This is a genomic window from Lactiplantibacillus dongliensis (genome assembly GCF_005405105.1).
Classification (GTDB): domain Bacteria; phylum Bacillota; class Bacilli; order Lactobacillales; family Lactobacillaceae; genus Lactiplantibacillus; species Lactiplantibacillus dongliensis.
This window is the reverse complement of record NZ_BJDK01000021.1, coordinates 47030-60820: the sequence shown is the minus strand read 5'-3', so window position 1 is coordinate 60820 and position 13791 is coordinate 47030. Positions and strand designations below refer to the sequence as shown.

Annotated in this window: 9 protein-coding genes and 1 pseudogene; 9 read left to right on the top strand and 1 reads right to left on the bottom strand. The window is 44.8% G+C overall.

The window, feature by feature from the left end; translation table 11 throughout:
* From FFM80_RS14635 to FFM80_RS14715, 8 genes and pseudogenes are all read left to right on the top strand, one after another.
* Positions 1-182, top strand: a pseudogene (locus FFM80_RS14635) (hypothetical protein); the annotation flags it as partial.
* Complete coding sequence (locus FFM80_RS09195) at positions 154-576, top strand: zinc ribbon domain-containing protein (protein ID WP_223877327.1); 423 nt, start codon at positions 154-156, stop codon at positions 574-576. The pseudogene FFM80_RS14635 and the gene FFM80_RS09195, both read left to right, overlap by 29 nt.
* Before the next feature lie 575 nt (positions 577-1151).
* Positions 1152-2255 carry a 3-phosphoserine/phosphohydroxythreonine transaminase gene (gene serC, locus FFM80_RS09190; RefSeq protein WP_137640514.1) on the top strand — a complete coding sequence of 368 codons (1104 nt, stop codon included), beginning with the start codon at positions 1152-1154 and terminating at the stop codon, positions 2253-2255.
* Positions 2242-3411, top strand: a complete 1170-nt coding sequence (locus FFM80_RS09185) for a phosphoglycerate dehydrogenase (protein WP_137640513.1) — start codon at positions 2242-2244, stop codon at positions 3409-3411. The genes serC and FFM80_RS09185 overlap by 14 nt, the downstream gene beginning before the upstream one ends.
* A gap of 12 nt (positions 3412-3423) precedes the next feature.
* Complete coding sequence (locus FFM80_RS09180) at positions 3424-3858, top strand: GNAT family N-acetyltransferase (RefSeq protein WP_137640512.1); 435 nt, start codon at positions 3424-3426, stop codon at positions 3856-3858.
* A gap of 151 nt (positions 3859-4009) precedes the next feature.
* Positions 4010-5668, top strand: coding sequence for a peptide ABC transporter substrate-binding protein (locus FFM80_RS09175; protein ID WP_137640511.1), 1659 nt, complete (start codon positions 4010-4012; stop codon positions 5666-5668).
* Positions 5669-6346: 678 nt separating this feature from the next.
* On the top strand, positions 6347-7189 hold the full coding sequence (locus FFM80_RS09170) for a helix-turn-helix domain-containing protein (RefSeq protein ID WP_137634456.1): 843 nt from the start codon (positions 6347-6349) through the stop codon (positions 7187-7189).
* An 87-nt stretch (positions 7190-7276) separates the two neighbouring features.
* A complete protein-coding gene (locus FFM80_RS14715) occupies positions 7277-7408 on the top strand; it encodes a hypothetical protein (RefSeq protein WP_263390486.1) in 132 nt (43 codons plus the stop codon).
* Positions 7409-7470: 62 nt separating this feature from the next.
* Here FFM80_RS14715 and FFM80_RS09165 read toward each other — a convergent pair whose 3' ends face one another.
* Complete coding sequence (locus FFM80_RS09165) at positions 7471-13122, bottom strand: SpaA isopeptide-forming pilin-related protein (protein ID WP_137640510.1); 5652 nt, start codon at positions 13120-13122, stop codon at positions 7471-7473.
* Between the two features lie 259 nt (positions 13123-13381).
* Here FFM80_RS09165 and FFM80_RS09160 point away from each other — a divergent pair, with 259 nt between their 5' ends.
* Positions 13382-13591, top strand: coding sequence for a hypothetical protein (locus FFM80_RS09160; RefSeq protein ID WP_137634458.1), 210 nt, complete (start codon positions 13382-13384; stop codon positions 13589-13591).
* The last annotated feature ends 200 nt before the right edge of the window (positions 13592-13791 follow it).

The following is a 13791-nucleotide window of genomic DNA, read 5'->3' as shown; positions in this document are numbered from 1 at the left end:
GGAAAACACTATTCTTTGATGGTCAAAAAATCTTACTTAAGCGGAAGAAGTTCTTAGAGATCCGTCGGCAATTACAAGGTAAAGGTACCAAGTCTGCTAAGAAAAAGCTTAAGCAACTAGCTCAAGCAACTAGCTCAACGAGAGAACCGCTGGATGACCGATGTGAATCATTGGTTAGCTAAGACACTCGTTACGGCATATGGGTCGCATACGCTTTTTGTTTTGGAAGATTTAACTAATGTGACGTTTAACACCGATGACCTGCCTAAGCCTCTACGCAATAGTCATCGTTCGTGGGCATTTTTCCAGCTAGAATCTTTCTTAACGTATAAGACTCAAGCCATTCAGAGTGCTGTTGTGAAGGTCAATCCGGCCTTCACCTCACAGAGATGCCCCAAGTGTGGCATGATTGAGAAAAATAATCGTCATCACGAGACTCACGAATATTGGTGCGCTCAATGTCAATATCGTTGTAACGATGACCGATTAGGAGCCATGAATATTGCAATACTTGGGCAAGACTGGTTGAACGGTGTCAAGCACCCAAAGATTAAGAAGCTAACAACTGCTGGGTAAACCCGGCAGTTAAACGGGTAGCTGTCAATTACCCGATGATGTTGCCACTACGCGTAGGAGTGCCTAACGGGCATGTTGGACTACTGTGCCGTCAGACACGTGAGCGACAAGCCTCTGAATTTATTCAGGGGCAATTGACTATCACCATTGTAAGTTACCCACAATCCTTTAGCTAGTCATTTCAGTCCTAACTAACCCAATTCAATAGCTCAAACACTTGGACACTAGTACAGTAGCTTAAAATGAGCTTATCGTTAAATTCTCTATATATTTTCACATTTTTATTTAATTTTCATATTGACAAGCCGCAATAAACTTGGTAAATTGGGGGCATACGAAATCAAAGGAGTGGTCAAGATGTTTATGAACCAAAATGCCAATTTAATCGTCTCCTCCTGGTCAACACAAACATCTGTGTCGGCCTAATTTCGTGTAAACACTAGCCCGAACATGGATGTTAACCAACATTCAATGATGAGGGCAGTTATTCTATTTGACGTTAACAGTCCTCGTGGTCATCTGACCATTGGGACTTTTTTTATGGCTAATTTTAATAATGAAAGTGGGAACTTTTAATGACAACTTATAACTTTGCAGCGGGTCCCGCCGTTATGCCGAAACCCGTGATTGACCAAATTCAAGCCGAACTACCATCATTTCAAGGTTCTGGCATGAGTATTATGGAAATCTCACACCGCTCCGCCCTCTTCGATCAAGTCATCAGTGACGCCGAAGCAGATCTGCGTGAGTTAATGGGGATTCCAGCTAATTATCGTGTGCTCTTCTTCCAAGGTGGCGGCACCTTGCAATTCACCGCGGCGCCATTAAATCTGGCGACTAAGCATCATCATATCGGGCTACTCGATAGTGGGCATTGGGCGAGTCGGGCAGCCGATGAAGCCCGGCGAGTCGGCACTAAAGTTGATATTCTTGGCACGGCTGCGGACAATCACTTCACGGCACTACCAACACTGGACCAGCCAGTTGATCAAGCCCTCGACTACGTGCATCTCACGACTAACAATACGATTGAAGGCACGGCGTACACGATGCTCCCACAAACGGGTCATGTCCCGTTGGTGGCAGATATGTCGTCAAACTTTTTAGGCCAACAGTATCAAGTGACCGACTTTGGCATGATCTTTGCCGGCGCCCAAAAGAACTTAGGACCAGCTGGCTTAACGATTGTCATTGTCCGCGACGACTTAATCGGTCAAGCTCAAAATCTACCTAGCATGCTGGATTATCAACTATTCGCCGACAAGCGTTCAATGTTCAACACGCCACCCGTCTTTGCTATTTATGCGGCCGGATTAGTTTTGAAATGGTTAAAAGCCCAAGGTGGTTTAGCCGCAATGGAACAGCGCAATCGTGACAAAGCCGCGTTGTTATATGACTTCTTAGACCAATCAAAACTCTTCACAAGTCACGTCAAACCCGCTGACCGCTCGTTAATGAACATGCCATTTGTCACTGGTAAACCGGCATTGGATGCCCAAGTCATCGCGGGCGCCACGGATCGTGGGCTCTTAAACTTAAAGGGCCACCGGTTAGTCGGCGGTATGCGCGCCAGTCTGTATAACGCCATGCCGAAAGCCGGGGTCCAAGCACTAGTTGATTATTTAGCTGATTTTGAAGCGACTCATGCCAAGGAGGAATTGACCGATGTATCAAATTAAAACTTATAATGCGATTGCGCAAGCTGGTCTGGATGCCTTTACAACCGATTATCAATTAAATCAAAGTGACGAACCGGATGCTTATTTGATTCGCTCCGTTGATCTGCACCACCAAGCTTTACCAAAATCCCTCAAAGTCATCGCCCGGGCCGGTGCTGGGGTAAACAATGTGCCCTTAGAGGCTGCCACGGCGAACGGGACTGCCGTCTTCAACACGCCCGGTAGCAACGCCAACGCGGTCAAAGAATTGATTATTGCGCTTCTGATAATCGCGTCACGCAACTTGATGGCTGCGGCCAACTACTCCGCCCAACACACGGAAGCCGATGTCTCACAACGGACAGAACACGATAAGACGAAGTTTAACGGCACTGAATTATTAGGCAAGACCCTGGCTGTCATTGGCTTAGGCCACGTCGGCTCTCTGGTCGCTAATGCTGCCCTAGGTCTCGGGATGCACGTTATCGGTTACGACCCATATTTGTCAGCCGACGCTGCTTGGAACATTGCCAAACAAGTCCAACGCGCCGATAGCATCGAAACCGCCGTTAAAAACGCAGATTATGTCACTGTTCACGTACCTAAAGAAGAAGACACGTTAAACTTACTAGGCGCTCCTGAGCTGGCCGCAATGCAGCCACAAGTCCAACTGTTTAATTACTCGCGGGGTGGGATTGTCGATAACGGGGCTGTTTTGGATGCCTTAAAAGCCGGCAGACTCGCACATTATTACACCGACTTTGGTGAGCCACGAATAGCTAATCACGCTGATATTACCGTCACGCCACATATTGGCGGGTCCACCATTGAAGCCGAGATCAACGGGGCCACGCAAGCTGCCCAGACGATTATGACCTATTTGGAGACTGGCAATGTTCAATATGCGATTAATCTGCCAACGTTAAACGTGCCCTTCAATGCTGCTTATCGCTTCACCGTCATCCATCAAAACGTGCCTAATATGGTCAGCCAAATCACGCAAAAGTTAGCCGCCGCCGGATTAAACATCGCCACGATGGCTAACGCTGCCAAGAAGCAGACCGCCTACACGATTATTGATGTTGATGACTTGGATCACGAAAGCAGTCAACAACTTATCGACGCGCTAAATAAAATTCCGGCAGTCAATCGCGTCCGACTGTTAATCAATCACTAAGGATTCGGTCAAATGCAGATACAAACCTTGAAACAACCTACGGATCAACAACTTAATCAGCTGATGTCACTCTGGTTAGCCGGCAACCTGCATGCTCACGACTTCGTGCGTGCTGATTATTGGCGTAAACAAGCCGCCGCGGTTCGTCAGGCGTTACCGCAAGCAATTTTGATTGCGGCGCTGGAAACCGACCAAATCCTTGGCTTTATTGGTCTACAAGGTAACGATATTGCTGGGCTGTTCGTCCAACCAACGGCCCAGCAACATGGCGTTGGGACCGCATTATTAGATGCTGCTAAAGCCCAGCATCATAAATTGCAGCTTTCGGTATATGTGGCCAATCGTAATGCCGTTGCCTTCTACCATCACAGCGGCTTTCACGTGCACAAGCAAGGTGTTGATAAAGCCACCCATCAACCGGAATACACGATGCGTTGGTACCGTTAATTCACAAAAGCCCGCTCACCCTTTAAATCAAGGCTGGGTGGGTTTTTGTGTCCACTAAATTAAATTATTAAAAAATAACAGTTGATTTTAATCCAATTCTAATGTATTCTCATACACATATCATAAAAAGAACTAGGGGGATATTATACATATGCAATTAAAAAAAGTTTCAACTGTTTTAGCCGTCACAGCGGCCGCCGTTTTCTTATTAACCGCTTGCGGTAGCAAAAGCTCAAGTTCTAGCAGCAGTGCCACTTCAGGTAATTTGGCCAAGTCCCAAGTCTTAAATTGGTCCGAAAACGGCCAAGACTTATCCACATTGGACCCATCATTGGCCATTGATGTTATCAGTGGGACGATGATCAACAATTCGCAAGAAGGGTTGTATCGTTTAGGTAAAGATAGCAAAGCGACCCCCGGAATTGCCACGGCCACCAAAGTCTCTAAAGATAAAAAGACTTACACCTTCACGTTACGCAAGAACGCTAAATGGAGCAACGGCGATAAAGTCACCGCTAAAGATTTCGTCTATGGCTGGCGTCGTACCGTTAATCCAAAGACGGCCTCACAATACGCTTACCTCTACTCTGGGATCAAGAACGCTGACAAGATCACGAATGGTAAAGCGAAACCCTCAACATTAGGGATCAAAGCAGATGGTAATTACAAGTTAACTGTCACATTGGAAAAACCCATGCAATACTTTAAACTCTTGATGGGCTTCGTGGTCTTCTTCCCACAAAACCAACACGCCGTTGAAAAGTACGGTAAGGACTACGGGACCAGCTCCAGCAAGATGGTCTACGATGGCCCATTCAAGATGACCGGTTGGCAAGGCACGAACTCAACTTGGACCTTGGTTAAGAACAACAGCTACTGGGATAAGAAGAACGTCCACTTGACTAAGATCAACGATCAAGTTGTGAAGTCGACCACGACCGCCTTTAACTTATTCCAAAGCGGTAAGTTAGACGTCGCTACCTTATCTGGTCAACAAGTTAAGAACGAAAAGAACAACAGTAAGCTCACGATTCGTAAATCATCACGGTTGAATTACTTGGAATACAACCAAAAGAAAGTTAAAGCACTCGCTAACAAGCAGGTGCGCCAAGCAATGTCCATGACATTGAACCGTAAAGAATTGGTTAACAATGTCTTAGGCGATGGTTCCGTAACCCCAACTGGCTTTGTTACCGCTGGTTTAGCTAAGGACCCAACTACTAAGAAAGATTTCGCCACTGAAAATGAAGTCAAAGCTTCGGTCACGCAAAACAACGCTAAGGCCAAGACCCTTTGGAAACAAGGTCTAAAAGAACTTGGCAAGAAGAAGCTAACCTTAACCTTGACTCATGACGATACTGACCAAATGAAAGCTTTATCTGAATATGTCCAAGGTCAATTGGAAAAAGAATTACCTGGTTTGACGGTTAAGAGTGTCACCGTTCCTTATAAGACCCGGATTTCACGCGAAGTCGCTGGGAACTTCCAGTTGGTCATCTCCGCATGGCAAGCCGACTTTGCTGATCCAATCTCTGACTTAGGGATCATGACTTCAACCAATGACTACAACTTCGGGAAATGGCAAAACAAGCAATTCGACGCTGCCGTTAAGACTGCTAACAGCACAACCAGCACGAAGAAGCGTTGGGAAGCTTTGGCAACAGCCGAAAAGACAATTGGAACTGACCAAGGGGTCGCACCACTTTCACAAAACGTGGTCGCTCAAATGGTCAATCCTAAGTTGAAGGGCTTGGTTTATAACACTGCCGGTATCAACTACAACTTCAAGGATGCTTACATGGCTAAATAGCTGACTAAGCATTCACATTTAAAACAAGGCTACAAGCTAATTTGATTTAGCTTGTGGCCTTGTTTTGGGTTATGGTGCTTAAATCTCGTTCCGCCAGGCAAGCACGCTATCCGGTGGGGACCGGTCATAGCCTAAGTACATCTACGCCCTCGCCTCAAGGCCGAAACCCACGTCTCTGAGGTCGTCCCATGCAGTAAACCAGCCCATCCCGCTGGCTAACTGCATCGACACGGGAGATACCATGCCTGCCCTGCTCCGCTTAAACTAGTCCTATTAATTAAATTCCCGACAATAGTCCTTTTAAAGCGCTAGAACACCATGAACCATTCTGAAGTTTTCAAAACTGTCGTTGTCCTAAGTCCGAGTATTTTGGAAATCAACCTCACAGCCAAGATAACTGATTAACAAAGATAATCGACTAAAGTCTTCTTTTCTGGTGAAAGTTTACTGCTACCTTCCATTCAGCCCGACCAAATACCGGCCTGATGCGGTCAATTTAGGGATATGTATTCATTTTTCATGAAAATCAATCAATAAAAACAATATATTTTCAGAATATCAAGTATGCTTTATAAATATTGACAAAATTATATAAACATTGTTTAATTAAAGATAAGAGCGCATCTCAGCCCCGATACTATTGGTAATCTAATTGCCTTTCAAGGGAGGAAAATATAAATGAATATCGAATTATTCATTGCCCGTCGAAAGGCACTAGGTTTATCCCAGAAAGCCTTATCCGACGGCATTTGTACACAAGCAACTTTAAGTAAATTTGAAAACAATGGTAAGGCGCCAGCGATTCGCATCGTTGCACAGCTTTGTCAGCGACTGCATTTACAATTAGAAGATGTCTTTCCAACTGAGCGTGTTGCCGATGCGGCGGTCTTAAAAGAACTCGCCACGATTGAATTCGACCTCATCACTAGTGAATATACGGACGCCGAAAATCGACTAAGTAAAATCACCGATAAACCGCGTCATGACTTGGAAACTAAGCTACAATACTGTTATCTAAAAGGCTACGTTGCCGCTTTAAATCAGCACCCAATCAGTGACGTGTTATTTAACTTCGATCAAATTATTACAGATTTAGATGAACCCCATGCCACAATCTATACCCAATTGGCTTATTGTGGTACTGGGATCGCCTATCAAAATAATCACGAACCGGATAAAGCCGAATATTATTTTGAAAAAGTCCGTCAAGCTTTAACCGATCTTTCATTAGAAACTACCGCCAGTGTTTGGCGCGTCATCAATTTGGCTTACTATACCGGTAATTTTTATGCCAAGATTGGCGAAGAAACTATCAGTAGAACGTTGCTCGCCTATGCAATTACCGTTTGCGCAGAACATCATGTGACTTACTACGTCGCAAAGATTAAATTCTTACAAGCACAATTAAGTGCCGGTGGTCCTGAACAACAAGAATTATTAAGCGATGCTTGTGCCTTTGCAAGAATCAACAATAACCGGCAATTACTTAAGAAAATTACAAATTATTCAAATTCGCTTTAAGGACCAGCTTATTAATTGCAATTCTTGCCCAAGTCGCCTAAACTGCAAGTATCAAGAAGCGGAAATGACGATAGGAGGTCCTGGATTATGTTACTAGCAGGTTTATTAGCGGCCGCGGGTTTGGCTGCCGTCGCCGGCGTTTTGGCAGGCGGGCGGACACCCGCTGCTCAACCAGTGCGAGTACGTCATGATGAGGAGTCTGGCCAGAATCGTCGCTAAACTTAAACAAGAAAAAAGTTCGTTCAGCACCTCAAAATTTTGAGATGTCGAACGAACTTTTTTTAGTCTAACCTTTTAAAACGTGCATAACTTAAGCCGCTTAATAACAAGCCAATTAGCCCTAATAACTTTAACCAAAGTGCAGTCGCATCATTAGTTTGTGGCAATTGTTGGTGGGCAACTTTCGGCGTGGCCGTTTTAGTTGGCATCACCGTCGCAGCACTGGCAGTCACCGTTGTGGTTACTACTGTTGGCCAATCGGTTGAAGACTTTGTCACCGTGGTTAACTGTGGTTGTTTTGGCGTAATGCCACCATAGTATTCACCAAACGTGACCCCCGCTGGTTGATCTGGCGTTACCGTCACGGTCACCACATCAGGGTATCCCGGTTGTTCTGGTTTAACCGGAACAACTGGTTTAGTCGGAATTGTTGGTGTTGTCGGTTGCCTTGGTTGTTCTGGTTTCGTCGGTGTTGCTGGCGTCACAGGAACAACTGGTTTAACTGGTGGTACAACGGTCGCGGTATCCGCAACCGTGATCGATTGCATGGTCGTCTCCCCGATTGTCACCAGTTGTGGCTTAGTATTTAAATCATAACCAGCTGGCGCAGTCGTTTCAACGACTTGATACGTCCCATAAGTTAAGTTGTTAAACATGACTTGACCGTTTTCAGCAGTCACACCACTCGCAACCAAGTTTCCACTGACATCGCGCAAGTCAAAAGCGGCACCGGCTAAACGATGTTTAGTGGTGGCATCAACTTTAATCACTTGCAACGACCCAGTTGGGATTGGAATAACTGGTACCTTGACCCAAGTGTTGGTAATATCAGCAACCCCGTTAACGACGTTGCCACCAGTTGTGGTATAACCTGCAATTGGAGTTTCAACAACCGTATAAGTCATCGCTTGGTCATTGGCATCGTTCACTGCTAAGTTCGTGAACTGGCCCGTGTACCCATTAGCTGCCGTCAACGTTAAGGTTTGATCAGTTAACGTCCCATTAGCCACTAAGGTTACCGTGACACTTGGCGTCGTCGTTGACGCTGGCACTTGTACCCAGTGTTTGTTAACGGTAATTGTGGTCGTTGGTGGCACAACAATTACGGGTACTGCGACATCCGCCACCGTAATACCAGCCGCTTTAGCACTAGTCGCATCGACCGTTACCATTTGATCAGCGGCTAACTGATAGCCAGTTGGCGCGGTCGCTTCATGTAACGTATAGGTGCCGCTAACTAGACCAGTAAAGGTTAATCGGCCTTGCACATCCGTGGTGCCAGTCTGAACAAGCTGTCCATTAGCATCACGCAAGTCAAAGGTCGCACCAGCTAAAGCTGTTTGCGTCTGACTGTCAACTTTTGTAATGGTCAACGAACCCGTTTGTAGCGTATTCGTAAAGTCAACCACACCGTCAACTAGCTGACCACCACTCATCGTATAACCTGCAACTGGTGTTTCACTAACTGTATACACAATCGGTGTCCCATCAGCAGTAGTCATGGCTAAGTTCGTAAACTGACCCGTATAGCCAGTTTCGGCCGTTAGGATTAACGTTTGTACCGCCTTGCCATTCGCTGATAAGGTCATCGTCACCGGCGATGTTACCACCTTGCCTTGGGTATTGGCCCAATGCTTGTTAACCGTAATGGTCGTCATTGGGATAACTGGATCAGTGATGGCTAAGTTAGCGGCATAACCATTAGTATAGTCAACTGTAATTGTTTGATCAGCAACTAGCTGGTAGCCAGCTGGCGCATTGGTTTCTTTCAAGGTATAACTACCTTGATTCAAATCAGTGAACGCTAATTGGCCTTGATTATCAGTCGTCCCAGTCTTAACAATCTGACCATTTCCATCAACTAAAGTAAAGGTCGCACCAGCCAAAGCAGTCTTCGTATCACTACCAGTTTTGACAATGGTGATTGTCCCAGTTTGATAGGTATTGGTGATAGTCACTTGATGACCATCAGTTGTTTGTGCACTCGTATAACCAGTCGGCACGGTTTCAACAACCTTGTAAATAATGGTCTTCCCATGCGCATCGGTGGCATCCAAGTTACTAAACGTCCCTTGATAATTATTAGCACTGGACAACGTCAATGTTTGATCAGAGGTAACACCGTTGATATACAACGTCACTGTAACAGCGGGCGTTGTAACACCAGCTGGAATTACCCAAGCTTTAGTAACATTAACAGTCGTCTTTTCAATCACTGGATCAGTGATGGCTAAGTTAGCCGTATATTTATTACCGCTATTAACAGTAACCGTTTGAGCATCAACAAACTGATAACCTGCTGGCGCACTAGCTTCTTTCAAGGTATAAGTACCCTGAAGTAAACCAGTAAACGTCAATTGACCTTGGCTATCAGTCGTCCCAGTCGCAACGGCCTGACCACTACCATCAACTACGACAAAGGTCGCACCGCTCAAACCAGTCTTGGTATCACTACCGGTTTTAACAATATTGATTGTCCCAGTCTGATAGGTATTGGTGATGGTCACTTGGTCGGTCCCAGTTTGTGCACTAGTGTAACCAGTCGGCACGGTTTCAACAACCGTGTAAATAATGGTCTTCCCATGCGCATCGGTGGCATCCAAGTTACTAAACGTCCCTTGATAATTATTAGCACTAGATAGCGTTAATGTTTGGCCAGTGGTAACACCGCCAGCTTGCAACGTCACCGTAACGGCGGGCGTCTTGACACTAGCTGGCGTTACCCAGGTCTTTGTCACATTAACCGCTGTCTTTTCAATCACTGGATCAATGACAGCTAGGTTCGCAGTATAGCCATTACCGCTATTAACCGTGACCGTTTGATCATCAACGAATTGATAACCCGCTGGCGCACTAGTTTCTTTTAAGGTATAAGTGCCCTGAAGTAAACCAGTCAACGACAATTGACCATTAGCATCCGTTGTACCACTCGCAACCGTTTGACCATCCTGATCGACTAAAACAAACGTTGCACCGCTCAAACCAGTCTTCGTATCACTACCAGTTTTAGCAATGTTAATCGTCCCAGTTCGATAAGTATTGGTAATCGTAACTTGATTACCAACAGTTGTTTGTGTACTCGTATAGCCATCTGGTACGTTTATTTCACTAACCGTGTATTTAATGGTCGTTCCGTGAGCATCGGTAGCATCTAAATTACTAAATGCTCCCTGATAATTATTAGCACTAGATAACGTTAATGTCTGATCAGAAGCAACGCCATTGATATACAACATCACTGTAACAGCGGGCGTTGTAACGCCAGCTGGGGCAACCCAAGCTTTCGTCACCTTAACAGTCGTTTTTTCAATAACTGGATCAGTGATGGCTAAGTTCGCCGTATAACCTTGTGTGTCATCAAACGTGACTGCTTGGTCAGCAACAAATTGATAACCCGTTGGCACACTGGTTTCTTTTAAGGTATAAGACCCTTGCTTCAAACCAGTAAACGTTAACTTACCTTGACTATCAGTCGTCCCACTCGCAACGGTATTGCCACTATCATCAACTAACGCAAAGGTTGCACCGCTCAAACCGGTCTTCGTATCACTACCAGTTTTAACAATGTTAATGGTTCCAGTTTGATAGGTGTTCGTGATAGTGACTTGATTACCAGTGGTCGATTGTGTGCTGACATAGCCAGCTAACGTCGATTCAACAACTGTGTACTTAATATCGGTGCCATTAGCATCCGTTTTATCTAAGTTACTAAACGTTCCTTGGTAATTGTTAGCACTAGACAAACTTAATGTCTGACTAGTGGCAACACCATTAGCCCATAACGTAACCGTCACAGCTGGTGTTGTGACATCGGTTGGCACTTGCGACCAAACTTTCGTTACATCCAAGGTTGTTTGTTCAATCGCCTTATCCGTAACCTTGACCGGCACAATTGTCGCAGTCGTATTACCGGCCGCCGTAATCGTTGCCGTATCGGCACTAACTGTAAAGCTGACCGGCGTTGTCGATAGCAAATAACCAGTTGGTGCATTGGTTTCTTTCAACACATAATCACCAGCGGCTAAATGACTAATTGAAATCTGACCATTTTTATCCGTAGTCAAGCCTGGTTGCATCAGCGTAGTCCCAGTTCCATCGTATAAATCATACATGGCACCAGCCAATACTTTAGTCGTATCAGCAGCATCGGTCTTCGTAATTAACACACCATAAACAGTTCCATCAGCCGTGGCACTGCCATCAAAGGACAGTGCTGGATTCGATTGTGCCGTTTCTTGATTATCATCAGTCCCGGTACTTGGATTACCGCCATCACCAGGCGTCGTCGTCCCACTACCATCAGGATCAGTCCCGGCAGCCGGGGTATAAGCGACTTTGGCACTGTTCGTATACAAGTGACCCGGATCCATCACAACGGTGTAATACAGGTTAATCTCCGTCTTGATTTGTGAGAAATCAAAGGTTAAGACATTCCCATTAACCGTTAATGTATAGTCAGCTGTCGTTGTATGTTTACCAGCCGTATCAACGGTTTCAACCGTAACAGAGTTAGTGTTAAGTGTCTGATACAGCCCAAGTTCATCTGTGATCTTGACCTTATTCCAAGTTTCACCGTTAGGATTGATCACAATGTTCCAGTACAACTGATCTGGATTGCTAGAATCAATCCAACCGACCTTGTTGATTTTGTAGTTATCATCACCAGCTGTCGTATCGGTACCAGCCGTACTGAATTGAACGGTCCCATGACGGCTATCAAGTTGGTGATCGGCAAAGTATGAATTAAACGTCATCGTTGCAGTCGTCGCATCTTTGTCTGTAGTAACAGTCCCAACTTGATTACCATTCATCATAATCGCAAAGCTGATAACTTTAGATGGAAACCTTAAGCTATCCGGCAATGTAATCGTGGCTGTAGCACCATCCGCAATGTCAACGCCATCTGCAATGGACCAATTATAAACAGCAGTATAACTCGCATAAGCACTTAAAACATCACTGGCCGTATACGTTTTACCATTAGTATCCGTGATTGAAACGATATCATCGGCGTCAATACCATTAACAGGCAACGCTGATTTAGCTAGTAACATTTTAAAACTGGCAAACGGTAATATGCCAGTAGCTAAATTACTGGCAAATAACGATCCTTTCTGACTTGTAACTGCCGCATTATACATCTGTGTGGCCAGTTGCGAGTTAGCAAGCGTCGCACTAGTCGATTTGGCTTGACTTTGAACAAGTAATTGCTGTTGATTAAGTTCACTGGCAGCTGGATTCGCGGCTGATGACACATCGGAGACCGTCGTATCGGGCGTTGCGTCTTTGACTGTTGAATCGGCTTTTACCGGACTAACCGGTGCTGGTGTTGACGAACTTGAAGCACTGGCACTTGGCGTACTAGAACTTGAATCGTCAGAACTTGAGTTACTAGAACTCGAAGCACTAGAGCTTACAGAACTAGAACTTACAGAACTAGAACTTACAGAGCTAGAACTCGCAGAACTAGAGCTTGTAGAACTACTATTATTAGCCGTGGTACCGTTACTAGTGTCGTTGCTACCACCACTAGAGTCAGCGCTACTATTATGTAACGTGACAACTTGTTTCGTTGTCGTAGCTGAACTAGTCGCAGTCGTATCCGCATCACTAGTTGCTGTTGTACTTTGACTAGCAGCCTGAGCTTTCACTGTATTGGCTGCCATCAAAGTTAACAACGTCGCGGTACCGGCTAAAATTGTTTTTAATCGCATGTATTTTCCTCCTTTCTTCAAGGATTGGCAGTATTAGTTCAATCTAAATAAACTAACACCACGATTTAATTATAAATCACTTTATCTATTACAGACAATGATTATTATTAAATATTATTAAACCCGTTAGTCAATTCGCCTAATTAAGTCGTTGACTGTCCAAACTTGTCAAACGAATTGACTTGTAAACGTTATCGCAATTATACTTAGTTCCAAATTGTAAGTAAGTTTGCTAGCATTACTTGAGAGGAAAATTACCTTGGATCAGAAATTTATTATGACTAATGGCCGCTTGATTTTCGCCTTAATTAGCGTCATTGGCGCCGCTTTGATTACATTGCGAGTTAGCCCTGCAACTTTATATCCGACACTACGATTATATTTAACCGGTATGGTTATTCTGGGTATTGGTTTAGATATCTTCGGCCGGATTGAATTGGCTAAGTTTGATACTGACGATGATGATTAAATAAGTTAATGGTGGTGATTCCTACAAAAACTAGGGATTACCACCATTAGCTTATTTTTTCATCTTTATTGTATAGGCTAGCTAGTGATGGTTCCTGCGTTGAAACCACGAATCCTAGCTTTCAAGCTTAATTGATTAAACAATCGCACATCACTCAGTGAACACAAAAAGCACCCGAACAAGTCGAGTGCTTTTAAATT